The sequence below is a fragment of the Aquisediminimonas profunda genome, assembly GCF_019443285.1.
GTDB lineage: Bacteria > Pseudomonadota > Alphaproteobacteria > Sphingomonadales > Sphingomonadaceae > Aquisediminimonas > Aquisediminimonas profunda.
Window position 1 is genome coordinate 2,639,122 of sequence record NZ_CP080327.1, and the last position, 17,758, is coordinate 2,656,879.

Here is a 17,758-nt window from a genome sequence, read left to right on the forward strand (position 1 = left end):
TGTCGCCAGCATAAGGGTGGCTTCCATGAATTCATTTGTCAGGAATGGTTGGCGCAAGCGTCTCAAGGCCAGTTTCGCTGTGGTTAGTTTGCTGCTTCTATCAGGTGGCGGCATCGCGCAGGGCGTTGACCCCGAAGATGAAGCGGATGTTTCCGACTTTTGCGAAGCCTCTGACTCCCCATTGGAGAATGTGACAAGCGACCAACAGGTTGCCGAAGATGAAAACGACGAAACGCTCGATCTTGATTGCGTCGACCCACAAGATCTTCAGGAAGACGGAGATGTTAACGATGACGCGATCCGCGAAGACCCGAGTTTGACCCCGGCTGGATATGAGTGGGTCGTCGTCGACGATGACGACGGTCAGGCAGACATAGCAGGTGACGGGGTTTTTGATGAGGATGAAATTCCTACGATGAAGCTGAGACCGATAGGTCAGGCAGAATCACCGGGAGAGCCGACCATGTTCAGCGCCGGCAGCTTTGTCGTTCCGGAAAACGGGATGCCGTTCATGGCAGAATTGTTCAACGGCGCTCCGCCTGAAAATTTCGCCAATTTCCCAGTAAATGGTGACAAGGTCACGCAAGCTCTATTCCGACATGCATGCGGAGGCGCGCTGATTGCCCGCTTCTGGATTGTCACTGCGGCTCATTGCGTCAAACCTGACGGACAATGGGAATCCGAAGGCCAGCGGCAAGCTTTCTTCAAAAGATACTTCAAGGTCAAACTCGGCGCCGAGGATCTGGTTGAAAGTTCCGCCATGGTCTACAGCATTGATAGGGTTTTCGTGCACAACGATTTCACACCCAAACCGATTGCGAATGACATCGCGCTTATACACCTGGTTCCCGACAGCCGCCCTCGCAATCCGGTCGAGATCAAGTCGGTTGCACTGCACATTGGACCTAACCTTCCACCAGAGACGCCAGTGACGTCAACAGGATGGGGCAAAATGCAGTCGAGTGACCAATTTCCTGCGACGATCTTCAATCGAGCAATCAAGCTGCAGACTACGGATCTGAACGGTTGTCCAAGGCAGGCCGGAATGGCTCGGCTTTCAAAGGTCGTCTGTGCGCGCGCCGACGGCAAGAAGATGTGCAAGGGCGATAGTGGAAGCCCGCTAATCCTGACGAACGGCCGAGTGCCAAGAATCGTTGGGGTCGTAAGCTGGGGGTTGAGCACCGACAAGAATTGCGGCCCATCAGGACAGCCCGGCGTCTATACCGAAATAGAAGCGTTTGCATCCTGGATCTGCAAAATCATGGGTCAAGACAGTGATGCTAGCGCATGTGCCAAACTGACGACGCCGGCGGCCCTGCGGCAGTGAGTTGTGCTGCCAAAGGCGCAACCGGCGCGTCGTTAACGCTATCAGTTAGCAGTTGTTGTATTAGTCGTCTGCGTTGCGGCAGGATCTCCGCCCTCGGCAGATGACTTGCTCGGAATAATCCCCGGACCGCTGCTCGACATTTCCGCTACGCCGCTGTTGTTGACATCAGCAGGTGTTGCGGCGTCCATCGCGTTGTCCGTGGCAGCTGTAGCGGCATTGTCTGTCGCTTCCGCTGCAGGCGTTTCAGCCTTGTTGCAAGCTGTAAGAAACAATGGTGCAGCAAGAAGCATAGTCGCAGTTTTAAGAACACCCATTTCCGGTCCCCCTTTGTTGAACACCTTGCATCCTAATCGAAGCCCACTTGCTTTAGCAATCGGATAAATCTCGGGTTTTGACGCAGCGGATCGAGCATGGGATCGTTGCGCATATTCGTAATACCGGTATCCCCGATCCTTGCGGCCTCCTCGAGTTTTTCGAGAGCGCCGGGCAGTTCTCCCCACTGGCTCTTAACTTGAGCTTGTTGATAGGATGCACCCTCGCCTCGATCTGACGTAAGACGTTTCAGCGCGTCTTGCGCTTCCGCTTCATTGCCCAATTTGCGGGCGACGATGGCAATGGCCGGCAAGCGCAGCACATCGAGCGGCTCAAGCAAATACTCAGCACGGGCATCCTGGAATTTGTTCAGCGCGAAATAGCAATTGCCAATCGAGGCATGCGCAAATGGCAGCTTGGAATTCAGCTCCAGTGCCTTTTTGTATAGTGGGATCGCCTGCGCAAATCGACGCGCCGAATACTGCACAAAACCCGCCGAATTATACATCGCCGGATTGAGTGGATCGAGCTTCAGAGCACGGGACATAGACTCTGTTGCCTCGTTGAACCGACCGACAGCCGAACAGAATGTTGCAAACCTGGCCAATACATTTGCATCACCCGGTCCCAATCGACGCGACACCTCAAAAGGCTGTCTTGCGCCCCTGAAGTCGAGCTTGCCCTGGAAAAGAACCACGCCCAGGGTCGATTGTGCATCTGCGTAGCGCGGTGCAAGCGAGACCGCCTTACGCGCTGCCGCTTCTGCTTCTCCGTAAAGAGCAATAAATTGATCAGCTGTGGCATATTGATTGGCAATGGACGTCAGGGAGCGGGCACGAGCCGAATAGGCTGCGGCATATTTGGGGTCCTCAGCAATGGCAGCATCAAACTGAGCCAATGCTTCGCGATAGGTCTTTTCGTCAGCATGGAGGCTATAGAGTGCCTTTCCACGCAAATAGGCATCGAACGCCGCCACGTTGTGCGTGCCACCTGAGGTTGGAGCTTCTAGATTTGGTGCTTGGCCGCCGTCTGCTGCAACCTCCTCAACCAGCGCACTCGCTACAGCGTTTGCGATTTCACTTTGAACCGCGAAAATGTCTTTGATGGTTCTATCGAAACTGTTCGCCCATCGGCTGAAACCCGTCGTCCCGTCGATCAATTCGGCTGCAATTCGTACCACGTCACCCGAACGTCGGACGCTTCCTTCAAGAAGAAATGCCACGCCAAGTCTTCGCGCAACCGTTTTTGCATCTTCAACATGGTCTCGAAATTTTATCGATGACGTAGGTGCGGCGACCTTCAGCAACGAAATTCGCGCAAGCGCCGACCTCATTTCTTCAGACAATCCGTCGGAGAAATAGGATTGATCAGCACTTCCGCTCAGATTCTTGAATGGAATAACGGCCACACTGTTCCCATCAACATGGCTGCCAAACAGGCCAAACTTCCAAGCACCAAAGCCTAACAGTGTTGCGGACACCGCAATACCACCACCAGCAGCGAACATTGCACGCCTGCTCAAGCCTTGCCTGGTCGGTTGCAAGACGCGCGCTGGTGCGTCTGCCTGGCCTGCAACGACACCTATGGCCCGCAAAAGATTCGAAATCTCGGCAGCCGCAGGCGAACCGCGCCACTTGGACAAATCCAACAACTGATACTGGCGAAATCCCAAGGGTGGGAATGTGCCATCCAGAGTCACGGGGACCAATTTTCCGCGCTCACGACCGCGCGTCGCCTCATCGAGCACCCAATGCGAAGCAACCGAGGTTTTGGACCAAAGGACAACTACAGCGTCAGCCCCTTCAAGTTCATCTTCTGTCGTTGTTGAAAAAGCTACCCCGCCGTCCAGCAGTCCATCCCACCAAACCCGGTAACCTGCAGTCTCCAAGGCTTTGATGATCGGCTCCGCACGAACCCGATCCTGACGCGTATAGCTTAGAAAAATTCGGGTCGGCGTTTGACCTTGATCCTTTGGTGAAACCTCAATGGTCATTGCGTTGTCATTTTCCCGTTAGCTGGGGAGCAACCCGACGCGATACATCCACCCGAGAACGAGCGATGCCGGCGATGGTAAGGGAGTTTAAGCCCGGAGACAACCGAGGCGCGACCGCCATCAATCAGAATTTCCAAATTAAAACAATGCTCACCAGTGTCGTAAATGCATTTACCGGCAAAGCGGGAGCAGTCGAAATTTCTGTCCAGACCAAGATCGTGAGATTGGCACATGGAGCCGATCGCAAACTCGCGCTGAGGATCACTGCGATCCTCATGGGACTTGCGATCGCAGTGATTATCGGCGCCGTGTATGCAGGAATAGCCATGAATTCGGCTGCATTGAGCATTGAATCCGGAATCATCGAAAAAGAGATCGACCGCATTGTTGTCAAAACGCTCGATGAGCAGAAGAGCGTTGCCTTGTGGGACGAGCCGCTCGAACGCATACCAAGGAAGGACCTTGGGTGGATTGACGAAGAAATTGGAAGTTACCTTACGGGTACTTACGGCCATGATCTTGTCATCATTCAGGATGGCACTGGGCATATCATCTATCAGCACGAAAGAATCCCGGGCACTCTTTCTGCCACTCAGGCAATTGCCGCTGCAGATCCTATTCTAAACGAGATTCGCGGCGGTGCGCGCCGGCATTGGACTAAGCGCGATGGCAATTTTGCCTCTCAAGAATCCACCGATGGCGCTCTTGAAGGTGCAGCGACTTTGCGCGCGGGTGCCAATATCCTGCAGTTCGCAGGCGAGCCGGCAGTTGTTAGTGCCATGACCTTTACGCCAACGACCAATCTGAAGCTCCGGAGTGCAAATCCACCGATCATTATCTCCGTCAAGCGCCTGAACGCCCAACGTCTTGCAAAGATTGGAAACGACATAAATGTTTCAGATCTTCGGCTTGTTGTCGGCAGTTCCGCCGCGGATGATGGGCTCATTGAGTTGGAAGCCGACAATGGCAAGTCCATTGGTTCACTTGCCTGGAAGCAGCAAATGCCTGGCAAGGCGTTCTTGTCCTACTTGTTGCCGGTGCTTCTCCTCCTGACGGTCAGCTGTGTGCTGGCAGGGCATTATTTTGTCGGCAAGATCACAATGCTGGCTGGCCGCTTGCGGTTCACGGCAGAGGAAGCGAGGCGGCTCGCCTATGAAGATCAGGTAAGCAAGCTGCCAAATCGTCGCGCGTTTCATGACCGACTTAAGCAACAATGCGCGGGCGAGGCGCGACCATTTGTTGTAGCGCTCGTTGACATCGATCGATTCAAAGAGATCAATGACACCTATGGTCATGAGACCGGGGACCGCCTGATCGAGGCCGTCAGCGAGCGGCTTAAAGATGAAATTGGCGGTGACGGGATTGTGGCGCGTCTGGGCGGAGATGAATTCGCCGTCATGACCTCGCCGCGCGTAGATTGCGACGCGAGCAGCCTGAAACGGCGCCTAGGAAAACTGTTCGAGGCGCCCTTCCAACTCGGGCCCTATAGGATCCTCTCATCGGCTTCGCTTGGAATCTATGCAGTAACACGTCCCGATGCCAAGCCGACTGACGTTCTGCGCAATGCAGATACTGCTCTTTACGAGGCCAAATCGCGCGGCCGACGTCAAGGTGTCATCTACTCTTCGCAAATGTCTAACGCGGCTCGGGCAAGGCGTTTGATCGAGCGGGATTTGCAAGATGCAATAGAAAATGGCGACCTTTACATGGCTTACCAGCCTGTTCATGCCATTGGTTCAAATAATGGCAATGAGGTGGAAGCGCTTATTCGATGGCGTCACCCACAGCTGGGTGAACTGGCACCAGAGGCCTTTGTTCAGGTTGCCGAACAGTCGAATCTGATTGTGGCATTGGGCCAGAAGGTTTTCGGGATGGTGCTGCAGCAACTCAAAAAATGGCCAGACATGCATGTCTCCATAAACTTGTCTCCGCGCGAACTGCGTTCCAACGAGCTGCTTCGCTTCGTGCGAAACGGGTGCCGCGAACATGGCATTGCCCCCAATCGGATCACCTTCGAAATCACCGAAGGCATTGCAATCGATGACAGCGGCAAGGCCAACCTCATCTTGCAATCGCTGCGTGCAATCGGCTTTCGCGTCGCGCTCGATGATTTCGGGACAGGGTATGCCTCGCTCTCCTTCCTTCAGACCTTCCCGCTTGATCGTGTCAAGCTGGACCGGTCCCTCCTTGGTGGAGCGGAAGCGGACAAGCGAGCAATTGCGGTATTCGAAGGCGCGATTGCCATCGGTCGACAGTTGGGCCTTGAGGTCGTCGCGGAAGGCATAGAATCCGAAGAGCAGTTCAACCTTGCTCAAAGGGCCGGATGTACCCACCTTCAGGGCTACCTGCTTTCTCCGCCACTCCTTGCGCATGAGGTCGAGCAGTATTTTGGCATTCAGGATTCGGATATGGGCTGGTCGCCGTACAACAGGCTTAAAGCCTGATCCTTGAATCAGCTGCGCTCGGGCAGCTTCCCGTCGGGCGCAAGCGACGCCATGACTGACTCAACCACATCTTCCACGCGCACCAAAACAACCGGTCCGGACTTCCCGCCAAAGGGTGCGCATATGAACTGATTGATATTCACAAACCCTCCCTCATCCGTAGGCATGACGCGAGCGCCCTCTCCTTTTCGCCAAAGCAAGATTGTGTCGTAGCCGTCAGAAAATATGTGACCGGGCAGCCGAGACAGGCGGAATTCATTGCTTGTCGGTGCTGTGCCGAAGTCCGTGAAGGTTGTTGCTGCCCTGAACGCATCACGTGGCGACACGCCTAACCGCCAAAGCTGATATGCTATGCCCAGGCGTATCGCAGCTCGGAGCGACAGAAGGCTCGTAGATCCTGCCGCTTTCGCCTTTCCGTCGCCCTCATGCCAAGGAAAGACACCTTTGACGAAATGGTCTCGCATCGTGCCAAGGTTCCAGCCTGTTGCAGCAGCAACCTGGCGCAATGTAAACAGCGGAGTATCCGTATCTGTCATTGCCCGCCCCTTTCCGGCAAAACCCCTAAAGAGAACACATTAGGTTTCAAGCACTATCGGGTCAAACGTCAATGTGGTCTTTTGTCAGCGCGTCCTGAACGATGCTTCCTTGTGCCCTTTGCCTTGGTCGATTTTCCTCGCCTATAATGCCAAAGAAAGAAAGCAGGGCTTGCCAACCCGACAGACCAATGCGCCAAGCTCGTCAAGCTCCGAGCAAAGTCATTGCCGACATAGTACAAAAGGTAGCCCGAAAGGATCATCAAGCCCAAAAGTGTGGACAGCACCAGTCCAATATTGCGCTGAGGAACGTCGTTCCAACCTTTAGGAATATGTGCGACCAAGAGTCCTCCAACGCCCATCAGGGCAGGGATCAGGGCCAACCCATGCAGCCGCATCAGCCAGGGTTCCAGCGGATGGACCTCTGGACCAAATTCTCCTTCAACCTGCCCGAAATAATGAAAATAAAGCCATGCGCCGCCAGTTAGCCAAAGAATGCTTCCGCTGATCATCAGCAACCTGGTCTGCCATCGGGCAAGTTTGGCTGAACGAGTATTCGGCATTAATGTGCAGTCGATTTAAAAGCATGGCTGATGACATGCCCACCGTAATCGGCAAGAAGCGCTTTGGCCAACGCAGCATCTGTCATGGCAACTTTAGTCATGGCATCGGCAATCGTGCATGTTGGCGCAATGACTGAAATTGTTCCGTCGATCAACACAGACTGCCCGGACGGTCCTTTGTGTGGGGTCCTGACTTTCCCACGCAATTTCTTCCTGTTTGCATAGTTTGATGACGTAGCGATCGCGCAATCACGCAAAGAAGTCGGGTGGGCGAGCTGCCCAATTCCATTACGTATATGGATGTCGTGGCTGATCGGACCAAAAACACGCAAGTCTCCGCCTGCGTTGACAATGCCCCGATCTGCACCAGACTCCAGCAAGGCAGCGACCGCCAAGTCGACGGCGTAGCCTTTTGCAATGCCCCCCAGGTCGATCAGGATGCGACGCTTGCACATCAGGCGCCGATCGTCGACAATCTCGATATCCGTCGCATTTCCGGTGAAATTGCAGAGATTTGTTCTATCCGGGCGCGGCAGGAACCCGTCGCGTACAAGTGCTCGACCTACGGCGATGTCAAACAGACCCCGCGTCCTGATGCGAAGCGCTTCAGCAATCCGGAGCACCCGGACGAAATGTTCGTCGACCTCCAATACCCTGCCCGGCTCAGCAGCATTGATGAGGGAAACATCACTGTCTTTCGAGTGAAAAGACATGCGATCATGGACGAGGCCGATTGCTTCAAATCCACTTTCGAAACAGCCTTCCGATCCTGCAGGAAGCGCGATTTCAACAAAGGTACCAAGTAAGGCGCGCGCACGCCTGACCATTAGTTCCAGATCAGCCACCAGCAAGCACAATCGCATAGGTTGCCAACAGTCGACGGACTCCGTCTGTTACATGCGTCGAAGAGAGAGTCGCGCCAGAGATAGTCTTGATCTCGCTGCCCGAACGGAGCGGGTTGCCAGCACGCTTCCCCACAAATTGTGCGCGCCAACGGGGATCGCGCACTTGCCCGCCATAGCTTTCACGGTAGTCCAGGATTTCCATCGACTTCAAGACACCGGTCGAACTCAGTGCAACGGCATAGGTTATAAACTCGTGCTTGCCGATAACTTCGTCTATAATCAGCCATCCTCCGCTTGATGCGCGCCAGGCCTTCAACTGGCGACTGAGAGGCGAAACGCCAGATGCTTTGCGGATTGCTTGGATTTGTCCGGCATCGAGCGTTCGAAAGCTAGGCCGGAGAGTTTCGCCCGGAAACATTATCGATTGCGCCTGTTCTGGCGTCATGTAGACGGTCGCCTGCGCTTCGATCGCTACCAAGGAAAGTGGTAACAGGACAAATTTCTTCGTCATTGGCGACGTTCCCAGGAATTGCTTGAACTGCTCAATGCAATGCAGGCCTTTGAGACGTCATCCAAGTTCATTGATGTCACTTGGAAGGCGCAGCGCGTAAACAAGGTTGCAATGGCTGAAATATGCATGCGCTCAAAACTGATATCCAATTCCAAAATTCAGCCGGTCATTTTCGCTGTTCGTGAAAAACTTCTGATAGTCGGCTTTGATCACTACGTCCGGAATCGGCTTGAACGACAGCCCCGTTGTCAGCACCTTATCCCGATTCGCGAGATCGGCGACAACACCGGCAGACAACCGCGATTGTGTATTGAATTTTTCATAGCGAACAAATGGAGCGAGCGTCACATCATTGCCCAACGGCAAGACATAGGCACCTTGCGCCAACCAACCGTAGAAGGCCGATGGAAGCAGAGGTCGATTGGCGCCGTTGTCTGTGTTGTAGGCGGTGATGACACCATTTAACGCAGCCGCATTGTTGATCGACCCACGGGCATACAGCCCCTGGAAATCAAAACGTCCCGGCTGCCAACGTGCGTGGACGTCCCACAGCGTCACTCGAGACTGGATGCCAGAAAAGTCTGGAAGGGATGTATCCGCCTTGAAATCGGCATTCTTTTGCGTCGCGTTGCCCGCAAAAATTGCGCCGCCGATGAGCAAACCCGGAGCGGGGCGATACTCAAGAGATCCATACACTGACAGATTGGAAGCCTTGGCCAAAACAAGTTCCTGGTGCGATCCGCCAAGCGGATTGCCTGCATCATCAAATTTGGCGATGTTGAACCCCGTCGTTATGCCGGCGTCATAAGAAAGCCCAAAGGATGTAGTGCCAAAAATCCCGATGCCACCTTCGCGGTAAGTCGACGGAATGATGCGCGTCTCGACCTCGTTGCGCTCAACTCCAAAAAACGTTGGCGGTTCATGGCTCCGGTTAATGAAACCAAACGGCATCAGGAAGAGCCCGGCCTTGACGTTGAATGCGGGATTGAAGGCGTAACTCAGATATGCCTGCTCCACCTCGACTTCACCCGGATCATCCGCGCTCGCAATCGCATGCTCGATTTCGACTTCACTGTTGAAGCTGAGCCTTTCATTGAACCGATGGCCAAAAAACAGCACGAAACGCTTCAGATCAGCTTCATTGCGGCTCGAGTTCTTGAGATAGTTGTTGTAAGAAATCTCGCCATAACCGCCGATGGTGGTTGCAGGAGTTGCCGCTGCCGATTCAACGGGTGCCAGAGCCGCTTCAGTTGGAAGTCCTGTTGGAATGGCCGCTACTTTGGAACTCGTATCTGCTTGGCTTTGTGCAAGCGCCTTCGTTGCCGCTTCCAGCCGAGCAAGCTGCTCAGCCTGAACAGCCAATTGCGCCTTTAAAGCTGCGATCTCTGCCTTGAGCGATGCTTCGCTGGCCAGTGCAGGTGTCGCACATGAGAGGGACGTGGCAGCAAACAAGGCAACAAATCGAGTCATTATCTTCCCTTTTTCGAGTCGAACTTTGCTAGACTTTATGCGAACTAGTCGCAATAGCATTTGCAGCGTGGCAAAGATATCGCGCGTTCCCCCGCTGGAAGAATTGCGCATCCGCCCGTGATGCGCATAATCACAGCAGCGCAGTGGGCAAATTGCTTGACGATCGCCGCAGAACTGCGAAACATATATTCATGAATGACAAATCGACTTCCGACCCATTTTCCATGTTTCGTGACATGGTGAACCAATGGGAAAAGGCTGCAAACGAATATGGCGGCAAGATCGCCAGCACGAGTGAGTTCGCTCAGGGAATGCAGGGTGTTACCGCGATTTCGCTGCAGGTCCAGCAAGCCGTGCAAGAAGCCATGACCAAAGTTCTTGCGGCAGCGAACATTCCTAGCCGCGACGACATTGCCACCCTGAGCGCCAGAGTTGCTGCAGTTGAGGCCCAATTGAGCCGTGTTGTGGCCGCCTTAGGCGCGACAACCGCTTCAAGCGATGCGAAGCCGAAGCCGAAGCGGACGAAGCAGCCGCCTCAAAAACAAAAATGAGCGAAGCGGACATACTTGAGCGCGCTGCAGCCGAATTTGAAAGGGCAATGCAGCGGAACATCAAGGGATTAGGCTATTTCTCCTCCCCTGCCCCAGTTCTTGGCGCGAGCCCGAAGGACACTCTCATTTCGCGCGGAACATTGCGTCTCTATCACTACCGTCCCATGTCCGAGGAAGTTTATCGCGTTCCCATACTGCTCGTCATGGCGACGACCAATCGTGGTTATATCTTTGACATGGTGCCCGGGCAAAGCCTTGTGGAATTCCTTCTCAAGGCGGGCTTCGACGTATTCATGATCGATTGGGAGGCTCCGAGCATTGATGAGAGCCATCTTGGTCTAGATGATTATGTCCTGGACTTCCTCCCGAGTTGTGTATCCCGCGTCCTTGAAGAAACTGGCGAACCAGATCTCACCATTGTCGGCTATTGCTTTGGCGGCGTCTTGTCTCTCCTTTGGGCTGCGCTTCACCCGGGCCTCCCGCTCAAGAACCTCGTCACGTTTACGACCCCGGTCAATTTCAAAGGCATGGAAATGTTCCAGGCATGGTCGGACAAGCGATTTTTTGAAGTAGACAGGTTGATTGCCACATACGGCAATTGCCCAGCCGAGATGCTTTATTCCGCGTTCGATCTGCTTCGGCCTGGCGCCCGAATTGCCGGCAACATCCGGCTCTGGGACAATTTGTGGAACGATGAATTTGTAAAGTCCTACCGTATGTTCGACCGATGGGCGACGGACATGCTTCCTCTGGCCGGGCGCTATTTCAAGGAAACTACCGAGAAACTGATGTGGGACAATGCGCTGTTCGAAGGCACGATGGAAATCGCAGGGCGACCTGTCGATCTAGGCAGTATCACAGTCCCGTTCATGCACGTAGTGGCCGAGCACGATCATATTGTCCCTTATGAAGCGTCCCGGCATCTGGTGCCAATGATAGGTTCGAAGGACAAGCAGGAGGTGGTTTTGAAGGGCGGCCATGTCAGCCTCATCGCAGGCGGAAACGCGATCAAGCGGCTTTGGCCGCAACTCGATTCCTGGCTGCAGGAGCGCAGCCTTTGACGGACTATCCAATGACCGTCGATTGCGATGGCACTCCGATAATTCTGACACAATTTGAAGCCGTGCATCTTGGCGCCGTAAAGGCCTTTGCTCAGTCGCTGCCGTCGCACGACTTGCTCTTTCTGGCCCGTGACATTCAGCATCCCAAGGTGATCAGTGCATGGCTCGATTCAATCGCCGATGGCGAGATCAGCAGTCTTGTTGCACTGGATGGCGACAAAGTGGTTGGCGCGACCGCAATCGTGCGCGACCCTATGGGTTGGTCGGCCCATGTTTCAGAAATACGCATCCTCATTTCAGAAGAAATGCGCGGAAAGGGCCTGGGACGAATCCTCCTGCAGCAAAGCTTCGCTACGGCAGTGGAAAGCGGCGCTGAAAAGCTTATGGCCCGCATGACCCCGGACCAGCGCGGCGCAATCTCGCTGTTCGAAGAGATGGGCTTTCGCGGTGAAGCGATGTTGCGTGACCACGTCCGTGATCGAGATGGCAATGTCCATGACCTTGCCATCTTGAGCCTTGATGTCGCTCATATGGAAGCTCAGCACAGCGCATTTGGCTTGTCTGATGGCTAAGACAATGATGCTTGAAGGTATTAGGATCGTCGATCTCTCGAGCGTCGTGTTTGGGCCATATGCCACACAAATGCTTGCCGACATGGGCGCTGAAGTAATCAAAGTAGAGCCGCCAGGCGGAGAAACGTCGCGCTTCATTGGAAAGCACGTCAAGACTCGCGGAATGGGCGCGATGCACATGACGCTCAATCGGGGCAAGAAATCAATTCAGCTCGATCTCAAGTCTGCCGAGGACGCAGCGCTGATGCGCAAGCTTCTAAAGACCGCAGACATTTTCATTCACAACGTTCGCGGAAAGGCGATTACAAAGCTTGGTTTCGGCTATGAAGCCGTCAAGGAACTGAAGCCTGACATCATCTATCTCCATTGCACGGGGTTTGGACAGAATGGGCCGTACCGCGATCTGCAGGCGTATGATGACGTCATTCAAGCAGCGACCGGGGTTGCAACTTTATTGCCTCGCGCGGATGGCAACCCGAGGCCGCGCTACTTGCCCTCATTGATAGCTGACAAGGTCGCGGGTCATTATGGCGCTCAGGCCATGCTGGCAGCTTTGATTCACAAATTGCGGACCGGTGAAGGGCAGCATGTAGAAGTGCCCATGTTTGAAGCATTTGCGACGTTCAACCTCACCGAACATATGCAAGGTGCGACCTTTGATCCGCCCGTGGGATCGTTTGGGTATTATCGGCAACTCGACCCTGGCCGCCAGCCTTTCCCAACCGCCGACGGCTATATTTCGCTGGTTCCCTATACCGACGCCAAGATGGGCCAGCTATTTGACCTGCTCGGCGGTCCGGAAGTTTTGTCCAAGCCAGAATTTGCCGGCCCGGTTGAACGGTTCAGAAATGCGACAGCGCTCTATGAGGAAATTGCGCGACTGACGCCGGCCAAGACGACTGCCCAATGGATGGAAATCTTTGTAGCTGCAGAGTTTCCAGCAATGCCCGTGCGCGATCTTGCGAAAATTTTCGACGATCCCCATCTGATCGCGACAGGCTATGCAGCCATTCGGGAGCACCCGACTGAGGGCCGTTACCATCAGCTCACACCACCCATCAGATTCAGTGCGGACAAGGACAGGGTACTAGGCTTTTCCCCTGCGCTTGACCAAGACGGCGCGGATTTAAGACGCGAGCTAGAAGATCTCGAATAATCCGGCGGCGCCCATCCCGCCACCAATGCACATCGTGATCACAGCCCTTTTGGCACCACGACGCCTTCCTTCAATCAACGCATGTCCAGTAAGGCGTGATCCCGACATGCCGAATGGGTGACCGATTGCAATGGCCCCGCCATCGACGTTGAGTTTGTCATTATCGATGCCCAAATGGTCCCTGCAATAGAGAACCTGAACGGCAAAGGCCTCATTCAATTCCCAAAGATCAATGTCGTTCACGCGAAGGCCGTGTCGCTCAAGCAGTTTGGGAACCGCGAACACCGGTCCGATTCCCATTTCGTCCGGCTCGCAACCAGCAACCGCAAAGCCCCGAAAGGCGCCCATCGGAGTGAGATTGCGGCGCGCGGCCTCTTTGGCAGACATAACTACACAAACGCTGGCGCCATCGGACAATTGGCTGGCGTTTCCAGCCGTTACTGTGCCGCCCTCATAAACTGGCTTCAGTCCTGAAATGCTCTCAAAGGTTGTGCCGGGTCGCATTCCCTCGTCCCGGTCCAGAGTAACGGTTTCTTCAGCCGTTACGTTGCCGTCCTTGTCCTTGAACTTCTTGGTGACGGTTATGGGCACGATTTCATCAGCAAGCCTGCCTGCCTCGAATGCGGCAGAGACGCGCTGCTGCGATTGCGCACCATATTCATCCTGCATTTCACGGGTAACGCCGTAGCGTTTTGAGACATTTTCAGCCGTATCTATCATCGGCAACATCAGATCGGGATGATGTTCCTTCACCCAGTCCGAATGATAGTGCTTGAGATTCTTGTTTGGCAAAACAAGCGAGACCGAGTCGAGGCCGCCGGCCACATAAATGCCATCCTCGCCCGACATGATGCGCTGCGCCGCAATCGCTATCGTCTGCAAGCCTGAGGAACATTTCCGGTCGAGAGTCATCCCTGGAACCGATACAGGAAGACCCGCGCGAAGCGCCGAAACACGGGCGATATTGTTTCCGGTTGCGCCTTCAGGATGCGCGGAGCCAAGCAAGACGTCATGGACTTCTTCGCCAGCAACGCCTGCCCTTTCCAAGGCCGCCGTTATGACATGTGCCGCAAGGTCAGACCCATGCGTGTCAGTGAGAGCCCCGCGATGCGCCTTACCGATCGGCGTACGGGCGGTGGAAACGATGACGGCGTCTTGCATGGCGATCTCCAGAACTACATTCTCTGCTTTCCCTGAGTTTTGCGAAATGGCAAGTGTTGATCATGTCCACACGGTTTATTGATCTCTCGATTCCAATCACGAACGACGTGATTTCCGACCCTGATGTGATGCGGCCAAGCGTCACTTACATGACCCATGATACCACCTGGCAGCAGATTGCGTCCTTCTTCCCCGGCCTGACGAGAGCCGACCTGCCTGATGGCGAAGGGTGGGCCGTGGAGCAACTGACGCTGTCCACGCATAATGGCACCCATATGGATGCGCCCTGGCACTTTCATTCGACAACCAACAGCGGGGCAATGCCTGCCCCTTCGATTGACGAGGCCCCGCTAGACTTGTTCTTCAAACCGGGCGTCAAGCTCGACTTTTCCGATCGTCCTCACGGACATGTGGTTTCGGCAGCTGAAGTCGAAGCTGAGCTTGCAAGGATCGGTCATGAGTTGAAGCCGCTTGATATTGTGCTGGTTCAGTCCGGCGCCATTTACGGCACCGAAAACTTCATTGATCAGGGATGCGGCATGGGAGCCGAGGCAACCCTGTATCTCACCGAACGGGGTGTCATGGTCGTTGGCACAGATGCATGGAGCTGGGACGCACCGTTCAGCCACACAGCAAAACGGTGGGCCAAAGATCGCGATCCTTCGATTATCTGGGAGGGTCACAAGGCGGGACGGATCAAACCCTATTACCAGATCGAAAAACTCGCCAACCTCGCGTCGCTGCCATCATCTGGCTTCACCCTGTCCTGCTTCCCGGTGAAAATTGCACGGGCCAGTGCTGGCTGGATCAGAGCCGTCGCACTGATTGACTAATTGCCGACCCGCGCAACCGCATACAAGGTCCAGGCGATCAAGACGGCATAGGTCAGCCAGGTTCCGATAACCCCAATTTTTCGCCCGAGCGGCGGCTCCGTGCTCATGGGTGCATAGAGGCCGAAGATATGACAGATGCGGGCAAATACGAACACGGCCGCCACGGCACCGAGTATGCGAGGGTCTGCGGACGGCTCAAGAAGTGCGATCATGATGATCGCAAGCGGGGCGTGTTCTGCAAGGTTTCCGTGGCTCCGGCTGGCACTGATCAGTCTGGCGTTGCCATTTCCGTCGCCAAAGGCCGTCTTGGATTGCATGCGCTGGCGAACGGTATCGATCGCCGTGATAAGCAGCAGGAGTGCACAGCTTGCTGCCGTCGCGGCTGTAATCGGTAATGCCATTGCCATTTCCTTCCCATCAATTGCGCCTGACTATCGTTACTCCATTTCCAAGATGACCGCATCTACTGCAAGGCTTTCTCCAGTTGACGCGTTGACCGATTTTACCACGCCTGCCTTTTCGGCCCGAAGGATGTTTTCCATCTTCATCGCTTCGACGACTGCAAGCGGCTGCCCGGCCTCCACCTTGTCGCCTTCGTTGACATGAAGCGCGACAAGCAGCCCGGGCATCGGGCACAGGAGAAAGCGCGACAAATCCGGCGGGATTTTCTCGATCATGTGCGCAGCAAGGGGCGCAACATGTGCCGGGAGCACCCGAACCTTGTGGCTCGCACCCCTTGTCGTCAGGGCGAATCCTGTCCGGGATTTTGCAATCTTTACGGCAAGAGGTTTGCCGTCGATCTCTGCATCAACGATCCGATCGCCCGGCGTGTATTCCATCGCAAGATCAAGCGTCTCGCCGTCCACTGTGACCTCGTCGCCTGACAAGCTAACGTCGTGCGCAATGCCGCCGATCAGCACCTGCCATGCGGATGGCGGTCTCAAGCGTTTGCCCAGTTGCCCATCGACTCTTCTTGCGCGATCCGCTTCGGCAGTTGCGGCAAAGGCGGCGATCGCTGCCAGGGAACGCAGCAGCTCTGGTGATGCAGGCGCTCCACCAAATCCTTCCGGATATTCTTCGGCAATGAAGCCTGTGGTCAACTCTCCAGACCGGAACCGTTCGTGCTGCATGATTGCAGACAGAAAATCGATATTGTGTCCCAACCCCTGAATTTCGAACTGATCAAGCGCCAGAATTTGCCGATCTATCGCCTCTTCCCGTGTGTCCCCATAGGTGACGAGCTTTGCAATCATCGGATCATAGTAGATCGAAACCTCACCGCCTTCTGCAACGCCATCGTCAACCCGGACACCGTCTCCCTCAACAGGTGGATTATAGCGGACAAGTCGGCCAGTCGACGGCAGAAATCCGCGATAGGGGTCTTCGGCATAGACGCGGTTTTCGATTGCCCATCCCTTAAGAGCTACATCCTCCTGTGTGAATGAGAGCTTTTCGCCATTCGCAACACGGATCATCTGTTCGACCAGATCAATGCCGGTAATGCACTCGGTCACCGGATGCTCAACCTGGAGACGTGTATTCATTTCTAGAAAATAGAAACTCTCGCCCGTCGGATCCGCGCCTGAGACAATCAGTTCGACCGTGCCTGCGCTGAAATAGCCGACGGCACGCGCAAGGGCGACGCATTGTTCCCCCATTGCCTTGCGCATTTTCGGCGTAACAAACGGCGATGGCGCTTCTTCGACAACTTTCTGATGGCGACGCTGAATCGAACATTCCCTCTCGTTGAGATAGAGAATGTTTCCGTGCTGGTCGCCAAGGATCTGAATTTCGATGTGGCGCGGATTGAGGATGAATTTTTCAATGAAAACCCGATCGTCGCCGAAACTGTTTAAGCCTTCGCGCTTGGTTGCTTCAAATCCTTCGCGAACATCCTTCTCGCTATAGGCCAGCCGCATCCCTTTGCCGCCACCGCCGGCAGATGCTTTCATCATCACTGGATAGCCGATTTCTTCAGCAATACGGACCGCATGCTCGGTATCGTCAATCTCGCCGACAAAACCCGGGACCACATTGACGCCCGCTTCCAGCGCCAGCTTCTTGGATTCGATCTTGTCGCCCATGGCGGCAATCGCGCCAGGAGGGGGGCCAATGAATGCGATACCCTCTGCAGCCAGCGCCTCGGCAAAACTGGTGCGCTCCGAGAGAAAGCCATAACCCGGATGGACCGCTTCGGCCCCGGTTTGCTTGCATGCTGCGATGATCTTGTCGGCGAGGAGATAGGATTGGGCCGCTGGCGATGGACCAATATGGACTGCCTCATCCGCCATGAGCACGAATGGGCTGCGCGCATCGGCATCGGAATAGACTGCAACAGTCGCAATGCCCATTTTCTTCGCCGTGCGGATAATGCGGCAAGCAATCTCGCCGCGATTGGCGATCAGGATTTTCTTGAACATGTGATG

Annotated in this window: 17 protein-coding genes; 7 read left to right on the forward strand and 10 right to left on the reverse strand. The window is 54.9% G+C overall.

Translation table 11 applies throughout. The features are described 5' to 3' along the window. Positions 1–25: 25 nt before the first annotated feature. Positions 26–1,327 carry a S1 family peptidase gene (locus tag K0O24_RS13105; protein ID WP_219893169.1) on the forward strand — a complete coding sequence of 434 codons (1,302 nt, stop codon included), beginning with the start codon at positions 26–28 and terminating at the stop codon, positions 1,325–1,327. A 41-nt stretch (positions 1,328–1,368) separates the two neighbouring features. Here K0O24_RS13105 and K0O24_RS13110 read toward each other — a convergent pair whose 3' ends face one another. Both K0O24_RS13110 and K0O24_RS13115 read right to left on the reverse strand, forming a co-directional pair. After that, on the reverse strand, positions 1,369–1,641 hold the full coding sequence (locus tag K0O24_RS13110) for a hypothetical protein (RefSeq protein ID WP_219893170.1): 273 nt from the start codon (positions 1,639–1,641) through the stop codon (positions 1,369–1,371). 32 nt (positions 1,642–1,673) lie between these two features. After that, positions 1,674–3,632: a TIR domain-containing protein gene (locus tag K0O24_RS13115; protein ID WP_219893171.1), complete on the reverse strand. Its 1,959-nt coding sequence runs from the start codon at positions 3,630–3,632 to the stop codon at positions 1,674–1,676. Between the two features lie 146 nt (positions 3,633–3,778). On the opposite strand from K0O24_RS13115, the gene K0O24_RS13120 reads away from it, so the two are divergent. Next, positions 3,779–6,076, forward strand: coding sequence for a putative bifunctional diguanylate cyclase/phosphodiesterase (locus K0O24_RS13120; protein ID WP_219893172.1), 2,298 nt, complete (start codon positions 3,779–3,781; stop codon positions 6,074–6,076). A gap of 8 nt (positions 6,077–6,084) precedes the next feature. Here K0O24_RS13120 and K0O24_RS13125 read toward each other — a convergent pair whose 3' ends face one another. The 5 genes from K0O24_RS13125 to K0O24_RS13145 form a co-directional block, all read right to left on the reverse strand. Next, positions 6,085–6,612: a hypothetical protein gene (locus K0O24_RS13125; protein ID WP_219893173.1), complete on the reverse strand. Its 528-nt coding sequence runs from the start codon at positions 6,610–6,612 to the stop codon at positions 6,085–6,087. A 68-nt stretch (positions 6,613–6,680) separates the two neighbouring features. Then, the gene (locus K0O24_RS13130) at positions 6,681–7,121 is read right to left on the reverse strand and encodes a hypothetical protein (protein ID WP_219893174.1); all 441 of its coding nucleotides are present in this window, start codon (positions 7,119–7,121) and stop codon (positions 6,681–6,683) included. A gap of 50 nt (positions 7,122–7,171) precedes the next feature. Continuing rightward, entirely contained in the window at positions 7,172–8,017 is an 846-nt protein-coding gene (locus K0O24_RS13135) for an FAD:protein FMN transferase (RefSeq protein ID WP_219893175.1), read from the reverse strand. Then, positions 8,010–8,528 (reverse strand): FMN-binding protein, encoded by a 519-nt coding sequence (locus K0O24_RS13140; RefSeq protein WP_219893176.1) that lies wholly within the window; start codon positions 8,526–8,528, stop codon positions 8,010–8,012. Before K0O24_RS13140 ends, K0O24_RS13135 begins: the two co-directional genes overlap by 8 nt. A 132-nt stretch (positions 8,529–8,660) precedes the next feature. Next, positions 8,661–9,998, reverse strand: coding sequence for a porin (locus K0O24_RS13145; RefSeq protein ID WP_219893177.1), 1,338 nt, complete (start codon positions 9,996–9,998; stop codon positions 8,661–8,663). A gap of 191 nt (positions 9,999–10,189) precedes the next feature. Between K0O24_RS13145 and K0O24_RS13150 the strand changes: the two genes are divergently transcribed. Genes K0O24_RS13150 through K0O24_RS13165 form a run of 4 tightly spaced genes read left to right on the forward strand, consistent with a single transcriptional unit; the run spans position 10,190 to position 13,338 of the window. After that, the gene (locus tag K0O24_RS13150) at positions 10,190–10,549 is read left to right on the forward strand and encodes a poly(R)-hydroxyalkanoic acid synthase subunit PhaE (RefSeq protein WP_219893178.1); all 360 of its coding nucleotides are present in this window, start codon (positions 10,190–10,192) and stop codon (positions 10,547–10,549) included. Continuing rightward, the gene (locus tag K0O24_RS13155; protein WP_219893179.1) at positions 10,546–11,610 is read left to right on the forward strand and encodes an alpha/beta fold hydrolase; all 1,065 of its coding nucleotides are present in this window, start codon (positions 10,546–10,548) and stop codon (positions 11,608–11,610) included. The genes K0O24_RS13150 and K0O24_RS13155 overlap by 4 nt, the downstream gene beginning before the upstream one ends. After that, entirely contained in the window at positions 11,607–12,182 is a 576-nt protein-coding gene (locus K0O24_RS13160; protein ID WP_246611007.1) for a GNAT family N-acetyltransferase, read from the forward strand. Before K0O24_RS13155 ends, K0O24_RS13160 begins: the two co-directional genes overlap by 4 nt. After that, the gene (locus K0O24_RS13165; RefSeq protein ID WP_246611008.1) at positions 12,175–13,338 is read left to right on the forward strand and encodes a CaiB/BaiF CoA transferase family protein; all 1,164 of its coding nucleotides are present in this window, start codon (positions 12,175–12,177) and stop codon (positions 13,336–13,338) included. Before K0O24_RS13160 ends, K0O24_RS13165 begins: the two co-directional genes overlap by 8 nt. Here the strand turns inward: K0O24_RS13165 and K0O24_RS13170 are convergent. Beyond that, positions 13,321–14,499, reverse strand: coding sequence for an acetyl-CoA C-acyltransferase (locus K0O24_RS13170; protein ID WP_219893180.1), 1,179 nt, complete (start codon positions 14,497–14,499; stop codon positions 13,321–13,323). The two genes, K0O24_RS13165 and K0O24_RS13170, sit on opposite strands and share 18 nt — an antisense overlap. A gap of 62 nt (positions 14,500–14,561) precedes the next feature. Here K0O24_RS13170 and K0O24_RS13175 point away from each other — a divergent pair, with 62 nt between their 5' ends. Beyond that, positions 14,562–15,332 (forward strand): cyclase family protein, encoded by a 771-nt coding sequence (locus K0O24_RS13175; protein ID WP_219893181.1) that lies wholly within the window; start codon positions 14,562–14,564, stop codon positions 15,330–15,332. On the opposite strand, the gene K0O24_RS13180 is transcribed toward K0O24_RS13175, so the two are convergent. Together K0O24_RS13180 and K0O24_RS13185 are read right to left on the reverse strand one after the other, a co-directional pair. Beyond that, complete coding sequence (locus K0O24_RS13180; protein WP_219893182.1) at positions 15,329–15,733, reverse strand: MAPEG family protein; 405 nt, start codon at positions 15,731–15,733, stop codon at positions 15,329–15,331. The genes K0O24_RS13175 and K0O24_RS13180 overlap by 4 nt on opposite strands. Positions 15,734–15,769: 36 nt before the next feature. Beyond that, positions 15,770–17,752 carry an acetyl-CoA carboxylase biotin carboxylase subunit gene (locus K0O24_RS13185; RefSeq protein WP_219893183.1) on the reverse strand — a complete coding sequence of 661 codons (1,983 nt, stop codon included), beginning with the start codon at positions 17,750–17,752 and terminating at the stop codon, positions 15,770–15,772. Positions 17,753–17,758 lie beyond the last annotated feature (6 nt).